This is a genomic window from Thermodesulfobacteriota bacterium (assembly GCA_039028315.1).
GTDB lineage: Bacteria > Desulfobacterota_D > UBA1144 > Nemesobacterales > UBA2774 > CR02bin9.
This window is the reverse complement of sequence record JBCCIH010000005.1, coordinates 1-24,703: the sequence shown is the minus strand read 5'-3', so window position 1 is coordinate 24,703 and position 24,703 is coordinate 1. Positions and strand designations below refer to the sequence as shown.

The 24,703-nt window shown below is 39.5% G+C and carries 27 protein-coding genes; 12 read left to right on the top strand and 15 right to left on the bottom strand.

The window, feature by feature from the left end; genetic code table 11:
• Nucleotides 1-241: 241 nt before the first annotated feature.
• From AAF462_00890 to AAF462_00880, 3 genes are read right to left on the bottom strand one after another with little or no spacing between them, the layout of a single operon-like run.
• On the bottom strand, nucleotides 242-1,696 hold the full coding sequence (locus tag AAF462_00890) for a TrkH family potassium uptake protein (GenBank protein MEM7007672.1): 1,455 nt from the start codon (nucleotides 1,694-1,696) through the stop codon (nucleotides 242-244).
• Nucleotides 1,693-3,018: a Trk system potassium transporter TrkA gene (trkA, locus tag AAF462_00885; GenBank protein ID MEM7007671.1), complete on the bottom strand. Its 1,326-nt coding sequence runs from the start codon at nucleotides 3,016-3,018 to the stop codon at nucleotides 1,693-1,695. The genes AAF462_00890 and trkA overlap by 4 nt, the downstream gene beginning before the upstream one ends.
• 11 nt (nucleotides 3,019-3,029) lie before the next feature.
• A complete protein-coding gene (locus AAF462_00880) occupies nucleotides 3,030-3,800 on the bottom strand; it encodes a prolipoprotein diacylglyceryl transferase (protein MEM7007670.1) in 771 nt (256 codons plus the stop codon).
• Nucleotides 3,801-3,907: 107 nt separating this feature from the next.
• Here AAF462_00880 and AAF462_00875 point away from each other — a divergent pair, with 107 nt between their 5' ends.
• A complete protein-coding gene (locus tag AAF462_00875) occupies nucleotides 3,908-5,731 on the top strand; it encodes a M20/M25/M40 family metallo-hydrolase (protein MEM7007669.1) in 1,824 nt (607 codons plus the stop codon).
• Here the strand turns inward: AAF462_00875 and AAF462_00870 are convergent.
• Both AAF462_00870 and AAF462_00865 read right to left on the bottom strand, forming a co-directional pair.
• Nucleotides 5,728-6,309, bottom strand: coding sequence for a flavin reductase family protein (locus tag AAF462_00870; protein ID MEM7007668.1), 582 nt, complete (start codon nucleotides 6,307-6,309; stop codon nucleotides 5,728-5,730). The genes AAF462_00875 and AAF462_00870 overlap by 4 nt on opposite strands.
• A 13-nt stretch (nucleotides 6,310-6,322) precedes the next feature.
• Nucleotides 6,323-7,099, bottom strand: a complete 777-nt coding sequence (locus tag AAF462_00865; protein MEM7007667.1) for a DUF3943 domain-containing protein — start codon at nucleotides 7,097-7,099, stop codon at nucleotides 6,323-6,325.
• A 203-nt stretch (nucleotides 7,100-7,302) separates the two neighbouring features.
• On the opposite strand from AAF462_00865, the gene AAF462_00860 reads away from it, so the two are divergent.
• From AAF462_00860 to AAF462_00825, 8 genes are all read left to right on the top strand, one after another.
• The gene (locus tag AAF462_00860; GenBank protein MEM7007666.1) at nucleotides 7,303-7,998 is read left to right on the top strand and encodes an OmpA family protein; all 696 of its coding nucleotides are present in this window, start codon (nucleotides 7,303-7,305) and stop codon (nucleotides 7,996-7,998) included.
• Nucleotides 7,999-8,008: 10 nt separating this feature from the next.
• Nucleotides 8,009-8,758 carry a tol-pal system protein YbgF gene (ybgF, locus tag AAF462_00855; protein MEM7007665.1) on the top strand — a complete coding sequence of 250 codons (750 nt, stop codon included), beginning with the start codon at nucleotides 8,009-8,011 and terminating at the stop codon, nucleotides 8,756-8,758.
• Nucleotides 8,759-8,818: 60 nt separating this feature from the next.
• Nucleotides 8,819-9,586, top strand: coding sequence for an OmpA family protein (locus AAF462_00850; protein MEM7007664.1), 768 nt, complete (start codon nucleotides 8,819-8,821; stop codon nucleotides 9,584-9,586).
• 208 nt (nucleotides 9,587-9,794) lie between these two features.
• Nucleotides 9,795-11,084 carry a glutamate-1-semialdehyde 2,1-aminomutase gene (hemL, locus tag AAF462_00845; GenBank protein ID MEM7007663.1) on the top strand — a complete coding sequence of 430 codons (1,290 nt, stop codon included), beginning with the start codon at nucleotides 9,795-9,797 and terminating at the stop codon, nucleotides 11,082-11,084.
• A gap of 57 nt (nucleotides 11,085-11,141) precedes the next feature.
• The gene (locus AAF462_00840; protein MEM7007662.1) at nucleotides 11,142-11,336 is read left to right on the top strand and encodes an AtpZ/AtpI family protein; all 195 of its coding nucleotides are present in this window, start codon (nucleotides 11,142-11,144) and stop codon (nucleotides 11,334-11,336) included.
• Nucleotides 11,308-11,694, top strand: a complete 387-nt coding sequence (locus tag AAF462_00835) for an ATP synthase subunit I (protein MEM7007661.1) — start codon at nucleotides 11,308-11,310, stop codon at nucleotides 11,692-11,694. The genes AAF462_00840 and AAF462_00835 overlap by 29 nt, the downstream gene beginning before the upstream one ends.
• A complete protein-coding gene (gene atpB, locus AAF462_00830; protein MEM7007660.1) occupies nucleotides 11,681-12,379 on the top strand; it encodes a F0F1 ATP synthase subunit A in 699 nt (232 codons plus the stop codon). The genes AAF462_00835 and atpB overlap by 14 nt, the downstream gene beginning before the upstream one ends.
• Before the next feature lie 58 nt (nucleotides 12,380-12,437).
• On the top strand, nucleotides 12,438-12,758 hold the full coding sequence (locus tag AAF462_00825; protein ID MEM7007659.1) for an ATP synthase F0 subunit C: 321 nt from the start codon (nucleotides 12,438-12,440) through the stop codon (nucleotides 12,756-12,758).
• A gap of 124 nt (nucleotides 12,759-12,882) precedes the next feature.
• Here the strand turns inward: AAF462_00825 and AAF462_00820 are convergent, their stop codons facing one another.
• Nucleotides 12,883-14,244 (bottom strand): CCA tRNA nucleotidyltransferase, encoded by a 1,362-nt coding sequence (locus AAF462_00820; protein ID MEM7007658.1) that lies wholly within the window; start codon nucleotides 14,242-14,244, stop codon nucleotides 12,883-12,885.
• Nucleotides 14,245-14,324: 80 nt separating this feature from the next.
• Between AAF462_00820 and AAF462_00815 the strand changes: the two genes are divergently transcribed.
• Nucleotides 14,325-15,332, top strand: coding sequence for an AMP-binding protein (locus AAF462_00815; GenBank protein ID MEM7007657.1), 1,008 nt, complete (start codon nucleotides 14,325-14,327; stop codon nucleotides 15,330-15,332).
• Here the strand turns inward: AAF462_00815 and xseA are convergent.
• From xseA to AAF462_00790, 5 genes are all read right to left on the bottom strand, one after another.
• A complete protein-coding gene (gene xseA, locus AAF462_00810) occupies nucleotides 15,329-16,495 on the bottom strand; it encodes an exodeoxyribonuclease VII large subunit (protein ID MEM7007656.1) in 1,167 nt (388 codons plus the stop codon). The two genes, AAF462_00815 and xseA, sit on opposite strands and share 4 nt — an antisense overlap.
• 45 nt (nucleotides 16,496-16,540) lie before the next feature.
• Nucleotides 16,541-17,047 carry a pentapeptide repeat-containing protein gene (locus AAF462_00805; protein ID MEM7007655.1) on the bottom strand — a complete coding sequence of 169 codons (507 nt, stop codon included), beginning with the start codon at nucleotides 17,045-17,047 and terminating at the stop codon, nucleotides 16,541-16,543.
• A 14-nt stretch (nucleotides 17,048-17,061) separates the two neighbouring features.
• The gene (locus AAF462_00800; protein MEM7007654.1) at nucleotides 17,062-17,247 is read right to left on the bottom strand and encodes a hypothetical protein; all 186 of its coding nucleotides are present in this window, start codon (nucleotides 17,245-17,247) and stop codon (nucleotides 17,062-17,064) included.
• 9 nt (nucleotides 17,248-17,256) lie between these two features.
• Nucleotides 17,257-18,741 carry an FAD-dependent thymidylate synthase gene (locus AAF462_00795; GenBank protein ID MEM7007653.1) on the bottom strand — a complete coding sequence of 495 codons (1,485 nt, stop codon included), beginning with the start codon at nucleotides 18,739-18,741 and terminating at the stop codon, nucleotides 17,257-17,259.
• A 64-nt stretch (nucleotides 18,742-18,805) separates the two neighbouring features.
• Entirely contained in the window at nucleotides 18,806-19,558 is a 753-nt protein-coding gene (locus tag AAF462_00790) for an NAD-dependent deacetylase (protein ID MEM7007652.1), read from the bottom strand.
• Between the two features lie 117 nt (nucleotides 19,559-19,675).
• On the opposite strand from AAF462_00790, the gene AAF462_00785 reads away from it, so the two are divergent.
• A complete protein-coding gene (locus AAF462_00785; GenBank protein MEM7007651.1) occupies nucleotides 19,676-20,017 on the top strand; it encodes a DUF971 domain-containing protein in 342 nt (113 codons plus the stop codon).
• 3 nt (nucleotides 20,018-20,020) lie between these two features.
• On the opposite strand, the gene AAF462_00780 is transcribed toward AAF462_00785, so the two are convergent.
• Nucleotides 20,021-20,749: an SIMPL domain-containing protein gene (locus tag AAF462_00780; protein ID MEM7007650.1), complete on the bottom strand. Its 729-nt coding sequence runs from the start codon at nucleotides 20,747-20,749 to the stop codon at nucleotides 20,021-20,023.
• 193 nt (nucleotides 20,750-20,942) lie between these two features.
• Between AAF462_00780 and rnc the strand changes: the two genes are divergently transcribed.
• On the top strand, nucleotides 20,943-21,614 hold the full coding sequence (gene rnc, locus AAF462_00775) for a ribonuclease III (protein MEM7007649.1): 672 nt from the start codon (nucleotides 20,943-20,945) through the stop codon (nucleotides 21,612-21,614).
• Between the two features lie 11 nt (nucleotides 21,615-21,625).
• On the opposite strand, the gene AAF462_00770 is transcribed toward rnc, so the two are convergent.
• The 3 genes from AAF462_00770 to AAF462_00760 all read right to left on the bottom strand — a co-directional run.
• Nucleotides 21,626-23,062: a sigma-54 dependent transcriptional regulator gene (locus tag AAF462_00770; GenBank protein ID MEM7007648.1), complete on the bottom strand. Its 1,437-nt coding sequence runs from the start codon at nucleotides 23,060-23,062 to the stop codon at nucleotides 21,626-21,628.
• 21 nt (nucleotides 23,063-23,083) lie between these two features.
• Nucleotides 23,084-24,160 (bottom strand): ATP-binding protein, encoded by a 1,077-nt coding sequence (locus tag AAF462_00765; GenBank protein MEM7007647.1) that lies wholly within the window; start codon nucleotides 24,158-24,160, stop codon nucleotides 23,084-23,086.
• A gap of 10 nt (nucleotides 24,161-24,170) precedes the next feature.
• On the bottom strand, nucleotides 24,171-24,703 hold a 533-nt coding region (locus AAF462_00760), incomplete at its 5' end, for an ACT domain-containing protein (protein ID MEM7007646.1).

The following is a 24,703-nucleotide window of genomic DNA, read 5'->3' as shown; positions in this document are numbered from 1 at the left end:
CTCGTTGGCTTCTTGTTTTATAGCCGATAGGATCTTCTTGTGTCCTAAATGGACTCCGTCAAAGTTTCCAATTGTGGCAGATGTAGAGTTTTGTATCGGCTCTTCGGGATCAAATATTACTTTCATATTTATACGGTTGAGAATGTGTTTAGATTAGTTTTAAGGATCATTTTCTCGTTTTTAACGCACAGAATATTACCATAATGAGTTCAATATAAAAGGATTTAGTAGAGTTTATAGCCTATTTCCTCCAAAATGTTGGGGTTAATATAACTAGAATAGTAAATAGCTCTAATCTTCCTATTATCATAAGAAGAGAAAGCGCTATTTTTGTAAAGCTTTTAAGTTCTGAGTAGTTGCCAATTGGTCCAACTTCTCCCAAGCCTGGTCCGACGTTTCCAATCGAAGCTGCGCAGGCGGATATGGCTGTAATAATTGGCAGATCTTCAGCCGCCAGTACAACGAGCGTTGCGACTAAAAATACGAATAGATAGATCAAGAAAAAGCTAGCGATACTTGAAACGACATCGTCGCTTATAGGCTTAGAATTTACTCTTATTGGCATAAGAGCTCTTGGATAAATAATTTTATGAAGTTCCTGATAACCTTTTTTGAATAGCACCATGATACGGATAATTTTTATTGAACCTGTCGTTGAGCCAGCACACCCTCCAAAGAACATAAGCATAAGTAAAAACCATTTTGAAAAAGAGGGCCAGATATCATAGTTTGTGGTACTAAAGCCTGATCCTGTACTTATTGAAACTACCTGGAAACTTCCGTACCTAAGAGCTTCTAAAAAGTTAGGATAAACTGTTCTCCATAGTTCAAATGTGATAGCAAAAATTACAATAAGGTTTATAAATAGATAGTATTTAAATTCAGAATTCTTACTTATTTTTTTAAAGTCTCCTCGAAGTGACCAATAAAGAAGCACAAAACTCATTCCCGCAATGAACATAAATACTGTTATGATTGCATCGATTAGAGCACTGTTGTAAGAGCCGACGCTTAGGTTCTTTGGTGAGAAGCCTCCGGTTGAAAGTGTGCTCAATGACTGAAGCACCGAATCAAAGAGCGGCATGCCTGCGAAAAGTAGAAGCACTACAAGAACTATTGATAGAAGAACATAAATACCCCAGAGTTTTTTTGCAGTTTCAGCTATTCTAGGAGTAATTTTCTCTGTTGTCGGTCCAGGGGCTTCAAGGCCCATAAGCTGCATACCGCCGACTGCGAGTCTTGGGAGAATGGCAATTCCCAAAACGATTATACCCATGCCTCCTAACCACTGGGTGAAGCTTCTCCAAAATAGCATCCCGTAGGGGAGCTCTTCTATATCAAGAAGTACAGTTGCACCTGTGGTGGTGAAACCTGCAACAGATTCAAACCAGGCATCCACTGGATTAGAAAACACCCCGTATATAATGTATGGAATTGCTCCAAAGAAACTGGCTGCAAACCACGCCATTGCAGCTATCAAAAAACCTTCTTTTCGTTGAATTTCTGCTGATTTTTCTCTTGGCTTTGTTATAAGCTCTACTATGAATCCGGTTACAGAAGTAAATAGTGCGGATATTACAAACGCCCACACATCATCTTCCTTATAAAACAGGGATATAACAGCTGGGATAAACATCAGAAGTCCTAAAAACTTCATGAAGTTCCCGATTATATGAAGAGAGAACCGTATGTTCACTGTCCTAGCATCATCTCAACTTTATGCACAGCTTCAGGGAGGCTGAAAATGATAACCCTATCTCCAAGTGCCGGCGTATAATCACCTCTTGGAATAATTACTTCCTCGTCCCTAAGCACAATTCCGATGATTGAGCCGTGAGGGAAATCTACATCTTTAAGAGGTGTTCCTAAAATTTGAGTTTCAGAGGTAACGTCAAACTCCAATACCTCTGCCCGTCCTTCCTCAACAAGTGCCACATGAGCGACCCCGTGCATATGAAGTAGGCTGAGTATTTCATTGGCCACAGAAAGCCTTACGCTTATAGCCCGGTCAACACCTATAGCTTCAATAACATCAATATAGTCAGGCTTTGTATAGAGCACAGTGGTTCTTTTGGCGCCAAGGTTTCTGGCAAGTAGTGCACTTAAAACATTGTTTTCATCATCCCCTGTGAGCGCTATAAAATAGTCTGCAGATTCTATTCCTGCCTCCTTTAATGTTTCAGTGTCAGTGGCGTCGCCCTTAAAAACAAGGACATGATCTAAATCTTCAGCTGCTTTTCTGGCTCTGTCAGCGTTGCTTTCGATTAATTTTGTAGCAATATTGTTTTTAGATAAAAGTTTAGCAGCCCCTCTCCCGAGTCTTCCGCCCCCGACAACAACTGCTGATTTTATTTCCTTTTCATGAACGCCGAAAAGTTCCTTTAGTTTTCCAAGAATATCCGGCACACCAAGTGCAAATACATAATCTCCAGCTTCAAGCTTTGTCTCCCCTGTAGGAATAGAGATTTTGCCGTTTCTTGAGACTGCAACAAATATCCAAGCCTTTGGCGGACCAAGATTAGCAAGTGTATTGCCCACTATTGGAGTATTTTCCTCGACCCTTAGTTTGAACATTTTAATCTTGCCCTGTGCCAAAGTTTCGGTTTTCCAAGCAAACGGTGAACCGATTAAACTTGAAATTTTCTCAGATATAATGGCCCAAGGATGTACTATAGAAACGTCGGTATTTTTTATCAACTTTGGGTATTCAAGATAATTTGGATTTCTAACACGGCATACAATTTTTGGAACATCTAATGAAGCGGCATAGGTGGCAGCCATAATATTGGTTCTGTCATCACCTGAGACGGCAAGGAGGATATCGGCTTTGTCAATCTGTGCTTCTTTGAGAACAGCTATGTCCTCGCCATTACCTTCTGTTACGATTACATCAAAGGATTCTCTTAATTTATCAGCTGTCTCTGGGTTTCTTTCAATAACTACTATATCGTTTTCAACGCAAAGGCTTCTTGCAATAAATGATCCGACCTGACCAGCTCCGAGTATTACGATGTGCATTAATCCTCACCTCAGTAGGCGGTAGATTCCTTACCGCGGCCTTCATGCTGACTCACTTTGTATAACAGCACGGCGCCTATTATTACCAGTACTACAGATATTACCTGAGCTTGAGAGAAACCGGGAACAAAGCTAGGTGTAGTGCTTCTTAAAAATTCAACCATAAATCTCTGCACACCCAGCACCATTAGCGTAACGGCTGTCATCCAGCCAATTGGATAATTTCTCTTTCTAATGCTCCATAGGATAATAAAAAATATGAACATGCATATTGTGTCATAGATTTGAGTTGGATGAACTGCAACTATAGTTGGGGGTGCTCCATTAGGAAAAGCCATAGCCCAAGGTAGATTAGAGGGTTTGCCATAATCATCACCTACCAACAGACACCCAATTCTTCCAACCCCATACGCGAGTATAAGAGCCGGCGCGGCAGCGTCTGTGACTACTAAGAACCTAACTCTTTTCATCTGTGTTACAAACCACATTAACACTAGTGCCCCTATAAAGCCGCCCAAAAAGGTAAACCCTGAAGCCAGATATCTAACTGGGTCTGAAAAGAAATCTGAAAGCGCAACATTTTGATATAGGAACAATAATTTTGATCCGCCCAAGCCGCCAAGAACACAGGCAATTAGAAGCAGATCTGCCAGATTGCTGTTTAGGCCCTTTCTTTTTAGTTCTGATTCCCCAATAAAATATGCAACTAGAAAGGCAATTAAGACCATGAAAGAAAAAGAGGAGACCTGTATGTCTCCTATTGTGAAAAGTGTTGGGTACATTCTCTCTCCATGTCAAACAATTAGAAATAAGTCTTACATGGTTTATACCTGTGTGCAAACCATAGTTCTCAAACCATTTGCTATATCATGTGGTAACTTATTTCCGTATGAATATTTTGCTCTCGTTATCAACACTAATACTTTTTATTATCATTTCAATAAATCCGGCTAATTCACAACATAACTGTAATAATTTAACTTTTGATGATCAGAAAATAATTTCTCACATACGCTATTTAGCATCAGATGAGCTTGAGGGAAGGATGTCGGGAACAAAAGGCGCTCAAGAAGCCGCTGAGTACATTGTCTCCGAATTTCAAAATGCAGGGCTAAAACCGATCGGTGATAATGGCTCTTATTATCAAAATTTCTTCTTCACCAAGGGAATCAGTCTTGGAACCGATAACAGCTTTGAAATTGAAATCGAGGGTAACAATAACAAGCTGATACTAGGCAATGATTATAATTCTCTTAGTTTTTCAACCAGCGGAGAAGTCTCTGAATACATGGTTTTTGCTGGATACGGCATAAGCGCTCCAGAACTGAATTACGATGATTATGAAGGCATAGATGTTAAGGGCAAAGTAGTGATGGTGCTTCGTTATACCCCCGAAGGCTATGATATAAATAGCCCGTTTTATAATTATGCTCCCCTTAGATATAAAGCACTAAACGCAAGGGAAAAAGGAGCAAGCGCAATAATTTTTGTAACGCCTTATTCCCAGGAAGAAGAGCCTGACATCACAAAAGTTGGACTAGACTTTTCCTACTCTGATTCTGGAATAAAATCACTGATTCTTAGAAGAGATAAAGCACAGCGAGTTCTTAAGGCCCAAGGCAAAGATCTCAAAAAGTTAGAACAACAACTCTCTGAAAAAGAGAACGCATCGTTTTTAATTCCCAGTACTATCGCAGATATCAAGACTCAAATAATCGAGGAGAGGGGTGAGAGCTCTAATGTGATTGGAATGATCGAAGGATCAGACCCAGAGCTTAAAAGCGAGTACATATTTATAGGAGCTCACTATGATCATATTGGATTTGGCAAGAGAAACTCAAGGGCGACCAATACAGCAAAAAGAGAAGTACATAACGGCGCTGATGATAATGCCTCAGGGGTAGCAGGTCTTATTGAGCTGTCAAAATATTTCTCTTGTAATAAAGAGTCTCTAAAAAGAAGCCTTGTCTTTATTGCATTTTCCGCCGAAGAGTTAGGTTTGATAGGAGCATCCAACTATATAGATAATCCAAAACTGCCCTTAGATAAAACAATAGCCATGATAAATATGGATATGATTGGGCGGCTTGAAGACAATAAACTCACAGTGCTTGGAGTCGGATCATCCCCCAAATGGAACGATCTGATAAATTCTGCAAACCAACAGTTTGGCTTTGAATTAAGCTTAGACAAATCTGGTTTTGCCCCCAGTGATCAGTCTGTGTTTTTTGCAAAGGGGATACCGGTCCTTCATTTCTTCACCGGGCTTCATGATGATTATCACACGCCAGAAGATGACTGGGACAAAATAAATTCTAAAGGTCAGCAAAAAGTGCTTAAGCTTATGGAATCACTAATAAGCAAATTGGCTACCCAAGATATAGAGCTTACTTTTTCCAACGAAGATGAACCCAAAAAAGGCTTTGCTAAATTCAATATATATCTTGGAACTATCCCTGATTATTCAAATCAGACAAAGGGTGTGAAATTAATGGGTGTGAAAGAGGGCAGCCCTGCCGATAGTGCTGGACTAAAGAGTGAGGATACAATAATTGAATACAACGGGGTTGAGATAAGAAGTATTTACGACTATGTATATGCCGTTGGGGGATCCAAAGCAGGAATCCCGACTAATCTGGTAGTGCTTAGGAATTACAAGCCTGTAAGTTTGATAATCGTTCCCGAGCAAAGACAGGATACAAATGATAATTAGGGCTTATAGGCGGAATAATCAATCTTGTTTATAATCTCCATTGAAGATGACACGGATTGTACCAATTTTTGTCCATACTCTGCGATCCATTCCTGCGGTGCATCAGTATAGAAATCGTTAAGAGTCATCCACGGACCAGCATCATATAACTTTCCGTCCACAACGCTTACTATAAATGCAGTCATGTCCCCACCGTCCATTGCGTTTATCACTCTACACTCTGCGTATGAATGTGCGTCATATAAGACGGGGCTTCCAGTAACACCAATTTCATAGTCTAAATTTTCAAACTTTTTTCTGTCTCGACCGGTGTAGAATCCAAAGTTCCTTACGAGGCTGATCTGCTCTCTTCTCAACAGGTGCACTGTGAAGGCTTTGCTTTTTGTAATAAATTCATGTGTATAGTTGGCTTTCCATATACCTACTAATAACCTTGGTATCTCATGCACAATTGATGATGTAACCGCAGTTACTGCAATTTGCCCGTTAACTTTCCCCTCCCAAGCGCTGGTAATTGCTATGACCGGCGAATTAGCCCAAAATGCTCCGGCAACTGCTGATCCTTCTTCTATACTCATATTATATTTTCCTCTACCATTGAAACCCTATAACTACCTGCCCGCTTATGAGCGGCCCTACGTTTACTTTATCCTGCTCAGGAACTATTATTTTCATGGGATTTACAAGATAACCAACAGCATTTAAAAACCCGCTTTCTCTCCCAACCAGCCAATCGGAAGTTTCTTCAAGAATTATTCCCAAAGGAACTCCAACCCCAGGTGTAATAATAAGATCTTGTATAGACGGTGATTGAGCTACTCCTTCAATTGTATACTCAAAAAGCGCACTCTGGGCAAAAGAACCCAAAGTAGATGTGTAGAAGTTATACCCCTTAGCCCTGTAGAATAAATATGTATAAGCTCCAAAAGCCGGGTGCGCTACCCAGTTAGTCTTAAAACTATCTCCGTCTTTGAGCTCAAAATCGCCTCTTTTTCGGTTTTTATTCTGGAAACCAAAGAAATTTCTCCACCACCTAAGCGGATTAACAAAGGTTTGTTGATCTTTATTATGAATATCCAGGGCATTTACTTGAATTATTCGAATAATCCAAATTGTGAAGTATACGTTTCTAGAGTCACGAAGAAAATCGCTAAAATCTTCTAATGATTTATCATTTGAGTGTTTTCTAAACCGCAAATCAACACTGTTTTTGTCTCTTAGATCAACAAATACCGATTTATTGGCCGGAATCATGGATATAACTTCGTCATCACCAAAAATCGGATCAGAATGTACTGGGAGCGTTAAGTTAGTGCAAAATAGCACTAAAACACTAAAATAAAAAGGAAAAAACACTAATTTTTTCATATATTTAGACCCAGTTTTAGCTCTAACTTTAAATAATAACATTAATAGCTAGGTTTTGATAGCAAAATATGTTATAACTAATTTCAATTCTTATAATTATTTATAAGAATTTTGCCTAGTTTGGGATTAAAATGTCTTGACTTAGTAGGCAAAATAATGTAATTATCTCAGGTATAAGATTTAGAAAAGCTAGGAGGAGCAAAATGAGTAAGGCAAAGTTCATTTCCATTGGGTTTTGTATGGTATTTGTAGTGTTATTCGCATTTAGCTGTGGTCCAGGTGTAGATAAGGAAATGGCTGATGCTGAAGCAGCCCTCCAAGCAGCTAGGGATGCTGGAGCAGAAGGAACACCAGAGTATCAAGCAGCGGAAGAATTAATAGCACAGGCGAGACAAATGTTAGCAGCAGGTGATAAAGACGGTGCCCGCACGCTTTTAGAAGAAGCTAGGTTCAAAGCGATTGAAGCTGAGGGTAAAGCTAAAAATCAGGCATATGTTGAATCGGTTGATATAGAATCCATGGAAGAGACATTGGGCTCGCTATCGCCGTCAGGATCTAATTTCGGTCTGGTTGATATATTCTTTAATTTTGATAGTCAGTCAATCACAGCTGAATCAAGGCCAGTACTTAATCAAAATGCGAACATTATTAAAAACAGCGGCGGGAAGTTCCAAGTGGTAGTAATCGAAGGTTATGCTGACGTAAGAGGCACAGAGGAGTATAACTTAGCTCTAGGACAAAGAAGAGCTGAATCTACTAAAAACTACCTTGTTGGACTAGGCGTGCCGCCATCAAAAGTTCAAGCAGTAAGTAAGGGTGAAACAGATCAATTTGCATTTGGCAGTTCAGAATATGATTACCAGCAGAATAGAAGAGCACATTTTGTTCCTGCGTACTAGGAAATAATTGATGAGAATTAAAGTTATTACAGGTTTTATATTGGCGGGGATATGTTCTATGTCTATAGGTTGTGTTGCTACTCAAGGTGATGTTAGCAGTGTTTATGCAAGACAGACTAGGCTTGAGGCTAAAATGGAACGGTTATCTCAACAAGTAAATGCGCTGCAGACAGGTGGTGTCAGCGGCGGCGGGGGTGCAGATATTCAGCTAAGAGAACAGGTTGCACAGCTTGAGACGCAGGTAAAAGACTTGAACAGATCTTACGCAAGTCTAGAGGCCAGAGTAAATCAGGGCGGGCCAACAGGTTTGCCAACACCTCCTGGACCACCACCAATTGGTACTGAGGGCGGATCTGAGCTACCATCATTAAATGTTGAAAGCGAAGAATATATATTCAATCAAGGCTATACAGAGTTAAGCGAAGGAAATTACAGTGGTTCAAGAGAACAATTTAAGTTATATTTGTCAAAATATCCGAATTCTTCAAAAGCCAGTGATGCTACATACTGGATTGCGGAGTCGTATTACAGACAGGGAGAATTTGAAGAAGCGATATTAGAATATCAAAAGTTTATAGATAGTTACCCTAAGGATGATAGGGTGCCTCTTTCTTATTTAAAGCAGGGATTATCACTGATTGAAATAGGAAGAGAAGAGGAAGCTAAGCTGTTTTTTCAGACTTTAATTGACAAGTATCCACAGTCTGAAGAAGCTAAAACAGCTAAAGAAAAAATAAGAGAACTTGCAGTTAATGGTTAAAAGGTTTATTATTATGTACTCATTAGGTACTCAAAAAACTCTTAAAGGAGGTGCAGTAGAATGAAAAGGGATAAGCAAATGCTTTTTTTAAGCATCCCATTTTTAGTTGTTGCATTGCTATATCTAGCAAGCTGTGCGACACCCCCACCGACAAAAGAGCTAGCTGCTGCTGATTCAGCAGTTGCTGATGCTACAGCAACATGTGAACAGTGTAAGCAGAGAGTTTGCGGTGACGATCCAACAACAGGAGATTATTGTGGAGCTCCTTGTGGTGAGGCAGAATTAGCTGCGGCGAACTCTGCATTAGCCAAAGGTAAAGCCCTAGCTGGAGAATTTTGCAGCGAACTAGAAGCACGCAGAATGCTTATCGATGCAAAAGCTAAGGCTGATGAAGCTAAGCTAAAATGTTCAGCACCACCCCCACCACCGCCACCCCCACCCGCACCAGCAGCTGATCTAAAAGATATTTTCTTTGATTTTGATAAATCAAATATCAGACCAGATGCTGCTGCAGTTCTAGATGAGAACGCTGCTGTTATGAATGCTGATGCAGGACTAACAGTTCTTATCGAAGGATATGCAGACATCAGGGGTACTCCAGCTTACAACTTACAGCTCGCTCAGAGAAGAGCTGATGCTACTAAAGCATATCTTGTAAGCCTAGGAGTTGATGCTTCTAGAATTACAACAGCTAGTGGTGGTGAAACCACACAGTTTGGCGCTGGAACAACAGAAGAAGCTTTTCAGCTTAACAGAAGAGCACACTTCATAGCTACATCGCCAACAGCAGAAGTAGGCGTTAGACTTATCTTTAGCTACGCTAAATAAGATAATCTGATCCTATTTTCATAAAGGAGAATATATCATGTGATCTATTCTATTAGATCATATGACTATAAAAATTAAGGGAGAATTCCATATTGGAATTCTCCCTTTTTTATATGTTTATATCTGAAGTTTCTCCTATACTTGACACATATAATCGATCCATGTTTACTACTCACGGCTTAGTAGATGCCAGATTGGTAAATTCTAAATGACACGTCAATTCAGAAAGTCAAAAAGGCTATATAAAACTGCCCAGAATTTAATGCCAGGAGGGGTTAATAGCCCCGTCAGGTCTTTTAACGCCGTAGGGGGTAGTCCAGCATTCATTCATAAGGCAAAAGGCGCTTATACTTATGATGAGGACGGCAATAAATATATTGATTACATGTCTTCATGGGGACCACTTATTTTGGGCCATTCAGATCCTGATGTAGTTCGTGCTGTTAAACAAGCAGCAGATAAAGGAACCAGTTATGGTGCTCCTTGTGAGAATGAAGTAAATATAGCAAAGCTCATAGTAAAGTCCTTTCCCGGAATAGACATGATCAGGATGACAAGCTCGGGTACAGAGGCTACCATGAGCGCTGTCAGGTTAGCCAGAGCCTATACTGATCGAGACTACATAGTAAAATTTGAAGGATGCTACCATGGACATGCAGACTTTCTTCTTGTACAGGCGGGATCTGGCGCCACAACTTTCGGAACGCCAAGCAGTCCTGGGGTACCTAAATCTTTTACTGATAAAACACTTCTTGCAAAATATAATGATATTTCGTCTGTGGAAAAACAATTTAAAAAGCATGGCGATAAAATAGCTGCCATAATACTAGAGCCGGTCGCTGCCAATATGGGCGTTGTACTTCCAGAAAAAGGGTTTCTAAAAAAGTTGAGAGCGATCACAAAAAAGCACGGAGCACTTCTAATATTTGATGAAGTTATAACTGGCTTTAGATTGGGCATGGGCGGGGCGCAAAAATATTTTGGCGTAACTCCTGATATTACTTGCCTTGGAAAAATAGTTGGCGGCGGTCTTCCGGTCGGAGCATTTGGAGGGAGTAAAAAAATAATGAGTATGGTTGCTCCTATAGGGCCTATGTATCAGGCAGGTACACTTTCCGGAAACCCTCTTGCAATGGCCGCTGGTCTTACGACGCTTACAAAATTAAATAAGGCCCCAAACTATAAAAAGCTTAAAAACCTTACTGAAAATCTTGTAGACGGACTTCAAGATATAATAAAAAAACTAGAAATTAATGCCAGTATAAACTCTATCGAATCTATGTTTACGCTCTTTTTTACAAGCCCTTCACCCCACGATTATAAGACTGCACTTGCAAGCGATACAAAAAAATATTCAAAATTTTTTGAAAATTTGCTAGGTACTGGTATTATGTTCCCGCCTTCTCAATTTGAGGCTGTATTTTTATCTTTGTCTCATACTCAGAAGGATGTAGATAAAACATTAAACGCTTTATATAAATGTCTTAAAGATCTTTAGTAAAAATTAGAGGTATTAAGGGTCAGACAAAAACGAAAATACAGATGGTTAGTATTTATTGTCATAGGATTTGAGCTTGGGTTCTCGGTAATAGCCGGGATAGTTTTGGGCGACTATATAGATAATTGGCTTGAGACGAAAACACCTTGGTTTACTATGATAGGACTTGTAGCAGGAGTTGTAGCAGGGTTTAGTTTACTTATTAGGATGTTGAGAAGATTTGATGACAGAAAAGGCGACAAACCTGATTAGCATAGCGTCACTTGGAACGGTTGAAAAATACAGTTTAATAGTCACTGCGCTTTTAGTTGCTGTGAACTATCTTATTGGATCTACTCCAATGGCTTTTGGAGTTGCGGCCGGAGGTATCTTGTTCACTGCAAACTTTGTAGCAATTAAATTTGTAGTAAACGCCCTTGTTTCAAATTCATCTTCTGTCGGATTTGGAATATTCGCATTTGTAATTAAGATGGCGATTCTAATCGGAATAGTAGCATCAATCTTTGTATTCACTGAAATAAACATATACGGTTTCTTCATCGGTATCACTGGAGTTGTAATCGTAATCATCGGAGAAAGTTTGAGAAGGAGCACAAATGGATCACTTTAGCTGGTTTACTCTACTGGGTTTAGATAAATACGACTACATCTTAGGCTCTATTTTGGTTCTTATACTATTAGCGCTTGCAGGTCTTAAGATTTCTAAGATTCTTTCTAATAACGACTCTGTGCTGCCTGATGAAAAATTCTCTGTAAGAACTATTTTTGAAATTCTAACTATAGATTTTCTTTTTGACCTTTTCACAAACATGCTTGGCTCAAGGGAAAAAGCTAAAACATATTTTCCTCTGCTAGCAGGATCATTCTTTTTTATTTTGTTTGCAAATCTTCTGGGTATTGTGCCAGGGTTTTTGCCGCCTACAGGAAACTTCAATGTGCCTGTTGCATGCGGTATCGTTATTTTCATTATGTACAACTACTATGGACTTAAAGAAAACGGTATTGAATATATAAAGCATTTTGCAGGCCCTGTTATTTTTCTAGCGCCGCTTATGTTTGTAATTGAACTTATTAGTCACTTTGTTAGACCCGTATCACTTTCACTCAGGCTTTTTATGAATATTACTGGAGACCATATGGTTCTTGGAGTTTTTACCAACTTGCTCCACTTTGTTCTTCCGGCAATATTCGTAGGACTTGGAATTTTTGTTTCGATTCTACAGGCATTTATTTTTACCGTGCTGTCAGCAATTTATATTTCACTTGCAACTGCACACGATACAGATATTGAATAAATTTGAAACAAGTTTTATATAAAAAAAACAACCTACTCAACGAAAAGGAGGTAGACAAATGAAAAAGGCATTATCATTTCTTTCTATATTCGGAGTTGCAATGATTGCAGCTTTCGTTCCTGAAGCGGCTCATGCTGCAGAGGGCGGAGAGTTAACTAAGCTTGGACTTGCTCTTGGCGCTGGACTTGGAATCGGAATCGCAGCTGGAGTAGCTGGATTGGGTCAGGGACGTGCAACCGCTGCAGCATTAAGCGGTATTGCTAGAAACCCTGGTGCAAGCTCAAAGATTCTTACACCAATGATTATTGGTCTTGCTCTTATCGAGTCACTCGTTATTTATGCTCTTCTCATAGCATTTTTGCTACAAGGAAAAATATAACAACTACTTCTGGGGGAAGTATCTAAAGACTTCCCCCAACTAAGTTGTTAAAAGTATTCTTTGTATTAATTATGCTTTGTTTGTTTGGGCTTAATAGGCTTATTACGTCTGCTGTAGAGTGTAGCTATTGTTTTGAGGGGTAGTTTTTAGACACTAGCTCTACTGCTTGTTTTGAAGTGGTTATATTCCCTTCCAGCTGGGCTTCTTCCACAAAGTTTAGTATCTCTGAGAATAGTGGTCCTGGGCTATATCCCATCTCTATAAGCTCTTTGCCGCTAAGAAGTGGGGTAGGCTTAATTTCCTCATCCTCAAACTCATCAAATTTATCCATAATAAAATCATATGCTTTTGTCATACCGTGGCTTGCTTGACAGTCAGCTAAATGAAGTGCCATATGATCTTCAAAATGAGGCATTCCAATAAATCGTTTTAGTGTGCTTTTTTTCATTTTAAAGACATCTTTAAATTTCAAATGTTCTTTGATCAGGGCGTATATCAGCTCTATCTGTTTGTTTGAGAACTTTAATTCTCTGCATATCTTTTTAGACATATCGGCTCCCAAACGGTCATGTCCGTTAAATCTAATACGGTCTGATACAGAAAAAGTTGGAGGCTTGCCAACATCATGTAGAAGTGCGCCCATTGCAAGCTCTGGCGAAACAATCCCTTCTTCATTTTCAAATAGCTTGTCCAAAACAAGGCAGGTATGAACAAATACATCACCCTCTGGGTGAAATTCTGGCGGCTGCTCTACACCCTTCATAATTTCGATATCTGGTAGCACATACTTAAGAAGGCCGCTCTCTGAGAGCATTTTTATACCATGGCCGGGGTTACTCTGGGTAATGATTTTTAATATTTCATCCCTTATACGCTCACTGCTTACTTGAGTGATCTGCGGCGCGAGCTTACGAATAGCCTCAAATGTATCTTTATCTAACTCAAAATCATATCTGGAGCTAAATCTGATGGCTCTCATCATCCTTAGCTTGTCTTCGTTAAAACGCTCGTATGGATTACCTATTGTTCTTACAATTTTTCTATCCAGGTCCTCGATCCCATCCACATAGTCTATGACCTCTTCTGAGATAGGGTCATAGAGCATCCCATTTATGGTAAAGTCTCTTCTAAGGACGTCCTCTTGCTCCTGGGTGCTATATACAACGCTGTCTGGGTGCCGACCGTCAGAATAGCTCTGGTCTTTTCTAAAAGTAGCCACCTCAAACTGGTATTTCCCTATAATTACCAAGATAACTCCAAAACTTACTCCAACAGGAACAGTATGCGGGAAAATCTCACTGACTTGCTCAGGAGTTGCACTAGTAGTAATGTCATACTCCTTGGGTTCAACTCCAATAAGCGTGTCTCTAGCACATCCGCCTACGCAGTATGCCTTATATCCTGCCTCTCTGAGCTCGGTCACTAGCTCTTTTGCAAATTCCAAGAGCTCACTTTGAAATGGCTTTAATTTTTCTATGCGTTTCATTGTTTCAAATTGTCAGTTTTACTGTATATTTTACACGTTATCTTGAAAAAAGATTCTAATAAATACATAAGGAATTTTATATGGGCGTCAGAACTATTCCAGAACTATTTGCAGATAAAGTAAAAGAACAAGGCACAAGGCTCTTATTTCAAAGACGAGACGGTTGGAGCTGGAAACAAATTACGTGGCTTGATTTTGATAGAGAAGTTAAGAACATAGCAAGCTATCTAATGGATATAGGGTTTCACACCGGTGATAAGGCTGTTATTGCTTCATCCAACAACCTTGACGCTATTGCTACAGAGATAGCTATATTTCAGCTTGGAGCAGCCATAGTGCCACTTCCGCAAGAATCAACTTCTGATGAAATAATCAATGCTGCAAACAAATTGGGTTCTAAGATAGTTTTTGTAGAAGATGAGAATTTGCTAGATGACATGGTCCAGAAAGAAAACGAGTTAACTAGCGCAGAAAAAATAGTTTTCTTCTCAGACATAAGAATTAAGCATGAAAAGATTATAAACTTTAAACTCGTTTTGAAATCTGGCCTTATGAAGAGAAAAAAACTCCATGACGATCTGCAACAGGCAAGCTCAGAAGTAAGCCCGGACAATATTGCTGCTCTGTTTATAGATTCCCAAGGCGATATCACAGCTCAGGTAAACCAAGGAGTATTTATGGATATATTATCTGAGGCCTCTGAGAAATACTCACAAATTGGCATTGAAGACCAGTCTTTTTCTTACATGACCAAGGCAAGTCCTTTTGCCAAGATCATTAATTATCTCACTTTCTTCTTAGGAACTAGAGCGGCGGTGGCTGAATCTAGGAAAGACTTCTACGTAGATATCTTAGAGGTTATGCCTACTATACTGTTTGAAACCAAAGATGGATTAGAAGCAATCTATGAAAAGTCTATGTCTGATCTAAATGGATCCTCTAGGGAGGAAAAAATCAGACATGATCTTGGGGACAGGATTAAATACATATTTACTGACGTCTTACCAAAAAAAGAGGTGCAAACTCTGCTCAAAGGTTCTGGAATAAGTTTTCTAGAAGTACCGGAACTTAACGGTTTGGCAGATTAACTTTTAGTCTTTTTTACCTCACACTCAGCTTCGCCTTTATTAAATCTAATTACGACCTCGTCACCCTTTTTAAGCTTTTTGGCATCTTTAATGATATTACCCTTAGGAAGCTTTTGAGTGATGCTATAGCCGCGATCTAGTACTTTTAAGGGACTTAGTGCATCCAAGTTTCCAGCGAGGCTTGAGAGCTCATTTGAGGCTGTGTCCACTTTATTCTTAATTGCGTGTATAAACTCCATTTGAAGCTGATCTACTTCTCTTGCTAGTAGCTCCGTTCTATTACTAAGTGCAAATGCAATTTGCTCTTTTAGATAGTTTATATCCTCTTTAAGCTCTTGTTTCTCCCTAACAGCAAGCTCAGCTGCCATAGAAGGTGTGGCAGCCCGTATGTCAGATACCAAGTCTGCGATCGTAATATCTATTTCATGCCCTACGGCAGAGATCAGCGGGACAGGTGATTTTACAATTTCCCTTGCAACTTTTTCATCATTAAATGCCCAAAGGTCTTCTTTTGAGCCGCCGCCTCTGGCAAGGATTATTATATCAACATCTTGTTTGTAGAGATTGGAAAGCGCCTTTACTATTTCAGTAGGTGCTTCATCTCCTTGTACTCTGGTCGGCGAGATTGTTATTTCTAAGTTTGAGAATCTTCTGTCGAGAACTTTCAGAATATCCTGGAGCGCGGCCCCAGTGGGAGAGGTCACAATTCCGATTTTCCTCGCTAGATAGGGAAGAGGTTTTTTTCTCTCTTCATCAAACAGGCCTTCTTTTAGGAGCTTTTCTTTTAATTTTTCAAGCGCAAGCGCCTGTGCGCCGACTCCCTTAGGCTCTATGTGTCTGACATTGATCTGATATGAGCCCTGTTTTTCGTAGACACTTATCTGACCGCAGCAAATAACTTCCATATTGTCTTCGGGTACGAACTTTATGTATTGATTTGCCCATTTAAAACAGACTGCGGATATCTGCGTCTCATTATCTTTGAGAGAGAAATACCAATGCCCGCTTGAGTAATTGCCTCTAAAATTAGAGATCTCTCCTACTATCCACACGTATTCGAAACCAATCTCTTCTTCAATGGTCTCTTTAATGCGCGCGTTGATCTCTGAGACGCTGTAGATCTTGTCTTTAAGAAGCTCTGTAAATGAAGGTTGGTCTACCATTATTTAGAAGTATTTTGGAAACGGTGCACTTAGTCAAGGCAACTCTTATGGATTCGTTTCTGCCAGCTCCGGAATATTCTCTTGAATTTGGTCTAATAGCTTAGAATCGATTTTTGCACCTGATATAGATGATACTTCCTCAAACTGCTCAAGGGTGAGTTTAGTAGCGCCCGAGAGGTCTATGTTATTTAGAATTGCATGCTGCAAGTTAGCAAGTTTCATGTTTGTGTTACTAAGATTGGAATTGCTAAGGTCTGCCTTTCTTAAGTGAGCGCCTTCTAGATTAGCTCCCTGCATATTAGCCTTAGTTGAATTAGATTCCTCAAGGTTAATTCCATAGAGATTAGCGTTTTGAAAATTCACGCCCTCCAGATTGCCGCCTCGGCAAAAAGCGAGCTTCATATTTGCATCTTGGAGGTTTGCCCCGCTCAAATCAATCCCTACAAGGTTAGCCCAAGCTAGATCCGGAACTACATCTGGATTTTGATCTCTCCAGCTGTTCCAATACTCAACACCTAGTTTTATGTTTTTAACGTGCTCTTGGTTTGCCATATTATTAGAGATACTTACATCTCGGTGAAATGCTTAACTGCAGAGTAGATAATATATACAGCCATCAGGAAAAGAATTATTCTAGTTGAGATTCCTTTAAACCCACCAACTTTCACGCCAAGCTTCTCACCACAGCCCGGGCAGATATCAGTTTTGATGCTTATCTCTTGTCCGCAGTAATCACATTTAGTTATCTTCATTTTCCGCTCTTAATCCAGTCTTGCAAGAGCTGGTTTAACAAGATTTGGATGATGCTCGCTTATTTTCTGAGCCAAGATGCTTGTTATGTTTTTAATATCCCACTGTGCTCCTTCTGACATCCTCAAGTTAACTAGATGATAAAGCTCCCAAAGATCAAAGTTCCCTAACATTCTTCTGTTATGAGCATTTGTTACAACATAGCTTGCGACATCAGGCAGATTATTTCCCACAAGTTCTTTGTACAAATCTTCAGATGCCGATACTGCTTTCCTTAGTAACTCCTCAGTGCCAGATTGCTCTACATGTGGAGGGACGGTAATGCCGCTACTAACATTAGGCTCCTGCACAATCCAGTTTACTTTTCTATGACGAAGGAGCTGATGCCAGCAAGCCTCGCTTATTACAAACTCAACGTCATATTTCACGAGCTTAAGAGCATTTATTGGATTATCAAACTTTCCTAATTTTTCGACTGATTTTTCTAAAATATCGAGTCTTTCTACAATAGTTTTCGTGCTAATTTCATCTTCTATATCTTGATATCTTGATCCGCTATGTTCGAACACGATCGCGTTTATCATTTTATCTATCGCATAAGACTCAGCATTCCCAGCGTCCATACCTGTCCAGTTAAGTAGGTTCACTTCATAAGATCCCTTGTTATTATTCTTGAGCTCGGAAGTTAGCTGATCAGTTATTTCTGAAACTGCTTTTCTAGTTTCAGTTATATACTCGTTTTCATTTGCGTATTTAACCAGAGTTGGCACTGAGAATTTAACTTCATCTTTCATCTCCTGTGCCCTTGTTCTTACTTCGCTGTATCTGCTTGATAGAAGCTTTGTAAGTGAGTCCTCAATTGCCCTTGCATTGGCAGTCATTCCCAAATTAGTATATGTTGCAAGATTAAGCGCATATCGGGCATCTTCAAACGCAATTTTTTCAAGTGCCCTGTGGTGAATCCTTTCTTCTTTGCCCTCAGGCGTAGGGACAGTGTCTTTTAGAAATTCAAAGAGTTTGTCGTTTAGCTCAGAATAGATGTCGTACTGATAATTATTTAGTTCTATATATTTGTTTTTTAGCTCGCTGTTTTGATCAAGCTCACCTGGTGTGAAAAAATCCCCTTTTACCGGGCTTTGATATCTCTGAGAGTATTCGGTAAAAGACATGTACTCATTTGAAAGCTCCAGTATTGAAGAGAAAAGCCTAGAGACTTTTTCAATTCCCATATGGACAGCTGCATGCTCTGCAACTGAGGCATGGCCGTAATTTAAGACCCATTTCTCATGAAACTTCGCAGCTCTTTCCTGTCCTAGCTGCTCTTCCTGAATTACAGTTCCTATGTTTTCCCTAAAGCCTTTCGGGCTTCTGCTAACGTATGCAAATATTACCGCAATGACCTCTTCGGGGATGTTGCTTACGGTGTAGATATCTTTATCTATATTGGATGCATATTTTTTTACTTCATCTGAAATTGACTTTTCTTGAGCCATCATTTCTCCTTAAGTTTTCACATCTAAATAATTATCGCTGACTTAGTCTCAATTTAAAAGATGAAACCTATGTAATTGTTATTCCTTCTTTAATTTTGTCTACTATATATCTTAGAACATCCGAAGGTCTGCCGTATATTACGGCATCAACATGGTCATCTGCAGGGCTTTGCTTCTCGCTTATAATTACAACTTTAATATTTCTTTCTTTCGCCAGAAATGGGAAAGATGCAACCGGTTCAAGATCCAAATTTGCGCCTGCGATAATGAATAGGTCTGCTTGATGAAGCCTGATCCAAGCCTCCCTTAATTCCCAGTGGGGAGGAGGTTGTCCTGGAAATGAAACAGGCGGTTTTAACTGGTCGCTTGAGCACTCAGGGCATTTTGGAACATCCTCTCCTTTCTCAACCATGCCTAATATCTCATCCACTGAATAATCTTTTCCGCAGTTCATGCAAGTGACCCAGAGCATTGAGCTGTTGAGCTCTATCACATTTGAGCTCCCGGCCTTGTGATGAAGCCCATCAGCTGCCTGAGTGAAAATGCTATCTACTGCAGATATCATCTCAAGCTCAGAAATTGCTTTATGTGAAGCACTGGGCTCAGCGTTTGCAATACTCGGATATACTTCCCTAAGTTTCTTCCAGTAATTAGCTTTTATCTCTTTGCTTTCTCTGAAATCTCTTATATGGGGATTTATCCCGGAAGTTAATAAATCAGGAAGGCCAGATTCTGAAGATAGCTCTTCTCCGGTAAGGAACACGATCTTTGTTGACTGTTCAATCCATTTAGCTACGGTACCGGCAACATCCATTTCCATTAGAATGGATTATACAATTTTCCCTCGAATCCCGCAATCAAAATCCCTAAAATTGTACTAGAGTTTAAGAGAATTTTGATTTGGGTAAACTATATTAAAATTGCGCGGGATTAAATCTTGAATAACAAACCTAAAGAAGTAATAGAATTTAGCGATACAACGCTCATGATAGTTTGGGAGGACGGTCATGAGAGCTTATATTTGTATGATGATTTAAGACAAGAGTGCCCCTGCGCTACATGTCGGCAGCTTAGAAAAAATAGTAAAGACGGCAAGCTGCCTTTTACAAAGAAAATTCCGCTTCAGCTTAAAAAACCAAAATTAAGGCCTACGTATATAGAGCCTATAGGGCAATATGCCTTTAAGTTTCACTGGAACGACAAGCACGACACAGGAATTTACACATTTGATTTTCTAAGAGACCTGTGTTCGTGCGAAAAGTGCTCATCGTCTAAATAATATTTATTCTATTCCAAACACCATATTCACAGAGGCTTTTATTGAAATCTCGCCTGCTTCAATAGTTGTTGGCGGGGGCGGGGCCGGAGATGCAGCTTCCATTCTCACAGCATAGTCTTTATAAACAGGGGCCGGGTAACTATATGATGGAGATATCTGATAAATTGATGTTATTTTAACACCCGCAGCTCCTGCAACTGTTTGTGCTGTAGCTCTTGCATCTTTAACCGCTTTTGCAAGGGCTTCTCTTGTGATCTCATTTCGTTTGGTGGTGTCAAAGGATAGTCCCTCTATGCGGTTTGCACCAGCCTGAGTTGCGGAGTCAATAAGAGAGCCTATGTTGTCTAAGTTGTAAGTTTTAACACTCACGCTATTAGTTGCTCTGTAGCCTGTAAACTCAGATTTTTTTGTTTCATTGTTGTATTCATACATAGCTGATAGGTTGTAGCGCGATGTCGATACTTTATCGTCTTTACCTATCTTGGATTTTAGCGCTTCGAGTACCTTGTTTGTTATCTCCGCATTTTTATTTACTGCCTCTGATGCAGTTTTGGCAGTTGTCTCTACAGAAAAGCTTATGTTTGCAACATCCGGAGAGAGAAACACTTCACCATTGCCTACTACGTTTATAGTTGGTCTCTCATACTTAGATTCTTGTGCATAAGAGCTCGTAACAAAAAGAAATACAAATGCAAAACTCATTGCTACTGTAATAACTTGCCTTTTACTCATATTTCACCTCGTATTTTTTTGCTATTTGACTTATATTTAGAACTAAGCCAAATGATACCGCGCAAGTATTAAAATTTATAGTACTTATAATCATAATCACTGCGCAATAGATATTACGATTCAAAAGTTAATAAGATTTAAAGTTGTATGAATTGTTGATTTTCATTTCGCTTAATGATAATTTTCTTAGTCAATGATTGAAAAAAAGCTCGATTATAAATTTAAGGATTTAGAGCTCCTTAAAACTGCGTTAACACATAGTTCTTATGCAAATGAAACTTCGGTTGAGAGTAATGAAAGGTTAGAATTTCTTGGAGACGCTGTCTTAGGCTTCATCGTTGCAGACGTTTTATACAAGCGATACCCTGATGCATCTGAAGGCAGACTCTCCAAGATGAGAAGTTCAATTGTAAGCAGAATGAATTTTGCGCACTTTGCAAGAGAGCTCAGAATTGATAAGCAGGTTCTTCTGGGTAAAGGCGAGGAAAACACTGGCGGCAGGGATCGTGAGTCCAACCTCTCAGGCACTTTTGAAGCTGTAATTGGAGCAATTTTTATAGATGGCGGTTATAGAAAAGTCTATAAAATAATTACCAAGCTCTTAAAGAATTGTCTTAATGGCGATGAGGAAATTTTTAAAGATTATAAGACAAAGCTTCAAGAAGTAGCTCAGAGAAAATACAAAAAGGTGCCTAAGTATAAAGTGGTTCTTGAAGAGGGTCCTCCTCATGATAAGAATTTTCATATAGAAGTGAAACTTGGCAGAAAATCCTTTGGTAAGGGTATGGGCAGAAATAAGAAACAGGCTGAACAAGAAGCTGCTAAGCAGGGTCTTGAGAAGATGGAAAAGATCAAAAAAAATTGATTTGATTAATTCTACTCGCTGTCTTTATCCTGGAAACCTAGTTCTTCCATTTTTTTAGAAAGTGTATTTCTATTGATACCTAAGATTGAAGCTGCTTTCTTCTTATTACCTTTTGTTATATTAAGAACGAGTTCAATAAGAGGTTTCTCTACTTTTTTAATAATACTGTCATATACCTTTTCTGAAGATTCTTCATCATGTGAATCTAGAAGAAAGTTAAGTTCATTTTTAATAAGGTTCTCAAGTGAGTCATGATCTCTTATCAATTTGCCTTCTAGATGAGGAGCCGCATCTAAAAGAGTCTCTCTGGTTATCACAGTGTCAGACGAAAGCACTAAAATTCGCTTAATAATATTCTCGAGCTCTCTTACATTACCAGGCCAATTGTAATTAGTTATAGTTTCCTTTGCTTCCTGTGATAGCGTTCTAGTGCCGACTCCTAGTTCTTGACCATATTTGCTAAGAAAATGCTCAGTTAGTGGTATTACGTCTTCAATTCTGTTTCTCAGAGGGGGTATCTTTATAGTTATAGCATTTAGTCTGTAGTACAGATCTTCTCTAAAATGGCCCTCTTCAACCTCTTTTTCGAGATTTTTATTCGTAGAGGCTATTATTCTAACGTCTATTGAAGAAGGTTTCTCGCTTCCAAGACGGTAGAGTTTCTTTTCTTCCAAAATTCTAAGCAGCTTTGTTTGAAGCTCATGCGGCATATCTCCAATTTCATCAAGATGAAGCGTTCCCCCATCTGCTTCTTCAAAGCGGCCCTGTCTAGAAATCGAGGCTCCGGTGAATGCTCCCTTTTGATATCCAAACAGCTCGCTCTCAAGTAGGTCCTTAGGAATTGCTGCTATGTTTACGGCAACTAACTTTTCGTTTCTCCTCATGCTGTTTGAATGAATAGCTCTTGCTACCAATTCTTTGCCCGTCCCGCTCTCACCATTTACTAGGACCGTAATATCTCTTTCGGCTACTCTTCCGATCATTTTGTATATATTTAACATTGCTTGGGACTGGCCAACAATATCTTGAAGTGTTTCAACTTCACTATCTTCATCCAGCAGAATCTCCAATTTCCTTGAGTTCTCATAGCTCTCAATTGCCCGGGCAACTGTAAGTTTAACTTCGTCAAGATCAAAGGGCTTAGCTATATAATCATACGCACCCTGCTTCATAGCATCTATTGCATTTTTAACTGTGTTTTGAGCTGTGATAATTATTACTGGAACATCTATACCATCTAGTCTAATCTCTTTTAGCACGTCAAACCCCGTCATATCGGGCATAGTGATATCTAGAATGATAGATGAGAAATTTTGTGACTTGGCTTTTTCCAGTCCTTGGGCTCCGTCCTGGCCATATTCAACTTCATAGCCCTCTTTCTCAAGGCATTTGCCCAATACCCATCTTATACTTTCTTCATCGTCTACAACTAAGATTCTTTTTTTCATAGTGTCTCAAATAGGTCCATATTACTTGCCTCTAACAGGCAGGTATACCTTAAAAGTAGTGCCTTTGCCGACCTCGCTTTCAACCAGTATTGCTCCTCCGTGTTTTGCAATTATTTGATATGCAAGAAAGAGCCCCAATCCAGATCCTTCCTTTTTAGTAGTATAAAAGGGACTAAAGATTTTTTCCAGAGAATCGGGCTCAATACCCTCCCCATTATCTTTGATATCTACTGAAATTGCCCTTTGTCCTTTTAACTTGTGCTCAGTTATCCATCTGGTGGTAACTTCTACTTTTCCTTTTTCTCCAACCGCTTGTGAGGCGTTTTTTATTAGATTTAAAAAAACTTGTTTAAGTGAGTTCCTATCACAGCTTATAGGCGGAAGAGTAATATCATAGTTTTGTTTATATTGTATCTTATTGTGCTTTTCCGACATTGACTCAAGGTATGCAATTTCCATTAAAATATCGTGTATGTCGATGGGCTCTAGAACTTCCTCTGCAAAAGGTTCAAGTTGCTTAAGTGAATCCAGAAGCGATCTTAATCTATCTGCTTCTTTTGTAATAATCTCAGCACATTTTACTGTCTCTTCACTTTCTGTTTCCTGCGCTAGTAGCTGTGCCGCTCCTCTTATTCCGCTAAGAGGATTTTTTAGTTCGTGAGCCAGTCCAAGCATAAGGGTTTCAAACCTAGAAGTAGATATTTCCTGAATACTTTTTCTGCTGAGAAATTTTGTTGCTGCCATGTCTTTTATCTGCAATATTACACCGCTTATATTACCTTTTTCACTAAAAATAGGAGACGCTATTGCTTGGATCGAAATTTTCTCACCGCCTCTTAGGCTTGGGTTTATTTCATCTCCAAATATTGCCCTTTCTTCTAATAAAGCTCTATTTGCCAGCTCCTCAAGCTCTACAGGAATGAACTTTTGTGAGCTCTTTCCACGCACTTTTTTTCTTGAAATTCTAAAAGTGGTTTCAGCATTGTCGTTCATATCCAATACTGTTAATTTGCTGTCGAGAATAATTATGCTTTCAGGGAATGCATCGAATATTTCTTTATAATCAACCCTTTTTTTTGAGCCAGATTTCTCTGCCATTAAACTCTACCTAAAGCTCTTCTATTCTTATAATACTGGTTTTTCCGGTTATGGCTTTAAATCTTCCGATTTGTTTAAGTGCGCTGAGAAGATCTTTTTCTTGAGCTTCGTGCGTCATAATAACAACCGGCACATCGCCACCTCCGAGGTGTCTGCTTTTTTGAATAACGGACTCTATGCTTATATTGTTTTTGCCAAGACAGCTTGTAATATTGCCGAGTATTCCAGGAATGTCTGCAGCTTGGAATCTTAGATAGTATTTTGAGCTAGTCTCGCTCATTTTTATAAGCTCACTGCCTCCATTGCTTCCGTAAGGTCTCGGAGCTGAGGGGTGATTGTTTCCAAGACTAAGGTGTTTTGCCACTTGTATTATATCGCTAACTACTGCGCTGGCTGTTGGCATCATACCCGCACCCATGCCGTATAGCATTGTTGGACCAACCGCATCCCCGACAACATAAATTGCATTAAATGCTCCTGAGACATCTGCAAGCTGAGTGCCCTTTCTAACCAGTGCAGGGTAAACACCTGCTTCAAGTCCTT

Excerpts from the sequence above, each read along its gene's own strand:
- trkA (MEM7007671.1), bottom strand. The coding sequence starts at position 3,018 with ATGCACATCGTAATACTCGGAGCTGGTCAGGTCGGATCATTTATTGCA.
- AAF462_00880 (MEM7007670.1), bottom strand. The coding sequence starts at position 3,800 with ATGTACCCAACACTTTTCACAATAGGAGACATACAGGTCTCCTCTTTT.
- AAF462_00875 (MEM7007669.1), top strand. The coding sequence starts at position 3,908 with ATGAATATTTTGCTCTCGTTATCAACACTAATACTTTTTATTATCATT.
- AAF462_00870 (MEM7007668.1), bottom strand. The coding sequence starts at position 6,309 with ATGAGTATAGAAGAAGGATCAGCAGTTGCCGGAGCATTTTGGGCTAAT.
- AAF462_00865 (MEM7007667.1), bottom strand. The coding sequence starts at position 7,099 with ATGAAAAAATTAGTGTTTTTTCCTTTTTATTTTAGTGTTTTAGTGCTA.
- AAF462_00860 (MEM7007666.1), top strand. The coding sequence starts at position 7,303 with ATGAGTAAGGCAAAGTTCATTTCCATTGGGTTTTGTATGGTATTTGTA.
- ybgF (MEM7007665.1), top strand. The coding sequence starts at position 8,009 with ATGAGAATTAAAGTTATTACAGGTTTTATATTGGCGGGGATATGTTCT.
- AAF462_00850 (MEM7007664.1), top strand. The coding sequence starts at position 8,819 with ATGAAAAGGGATAAGCAAATGCTTTTTTTAAGCATCCCATTTTTAGTT.
- hemL (MEM7007663.1), top strand. The coding sequence starts at position 9,795 with ATGACACGTCAATTCAGAAAGTCAAAAAGGCTATATAAAACTGCCCAG.
- AAF462_00835 (MEM7007661.1), top strand. The coding sequence starts at position 11,308 with ATGACAGAAAAGGCGACAAACCTGATTAGCATAGCGTCACTTGGAACG.
- atpB (MEM7007660.1), top strand. The coding sequence starts at position 11,681 with ATGGATCACTTTAGCTGGTTTACTCTACTGGGTTTAGATAAATACGAC.
- AAF462_00825 (MEM7007659.1), top strand. The coding sequence starts at position 12,438 with ATGAAAAAGGCATTATCATTTCTTTCTATATTCGGAGTTGCAATGATT.
- AAF462_00820 (MEM7007658.1), bottom strand. The coding sequence starts at position 14,244 with ATGAAACGCATAGAAAAATTAAAGCCATTTCAAAGTGAGCTCTTGGAA.
- AAF462_00815 (MEM7007657.1), top strand. The coding sequence starts at position 14,325 with ATGGGCGTCAGAACTATTCCAGAACTATTTGCAGATAAAGTAAAAGAA.
- xseA (MEM7007656.1), bottom strand. The coding sequence starts at position 16,495 with ATGGTAGACCAACCTTCATTTACAGAGCTTCTTAAAGACAAGATCTAC.
- AAF462_00805 (MEM7007655.1), bottom strand. The coding sequence starts at position 17,047 with ATGGCAAACCAAGAGCACGTTAAAAACATAAAACTAGGTGTTGAGTAT.
- AAF462_00800 (MEM7007654.1), bottom strand. The coding sequence starts at position 17,247 with ATGAAGATAACTAAATGTGATTACTGCGGACAAGAGATAAGCATCAAA.
- AAF462_00795 (MEM7007653.1), bottom strand. The coding sequence starts at position 18,741 with ATGATGGCTCAAGAAAAGTCAATTTCAGATGAAGTAAAAAAATATGCA.
- AAF462_00790 (MEM7007652.1), bottom strand. The coding sequence starts at position 19,558 with ATGGAAATGGATGTTGCCGGTACCGTAGCTAAATGGATTGAACAGTCA.
- AAF462_00780 (MEM7007650.1), bottom strand. The coding sequence starts at position 20,749 with ATGAGTAAAAGGCAAGTTATTACAGTAGCAATGAGTTTTGCATTTGTA.
- rnc (MEM7007649.1), top strand. The coding sequence starts at position 20,943 with ATGATTGAAAAAAAGCTCGATTATAAATTTAAGGATTTAGAGCTCCTT.
- AAF462_00770 (MEM7007648.1), bottom strand. The coding sequence starts at position 23,062 with ATGAAAAAAAGAATCTTAGTTGTAGACGATGAAGAAAGTATAAGATGG.
- AAF462_00765 (MEM7007647.1), bottom strand. The coding sequence starts at position 24,160 with ATGGCAGAGAAATCTGGCTCAAAAAAAAGGGTTGATTATAAAGAAATA.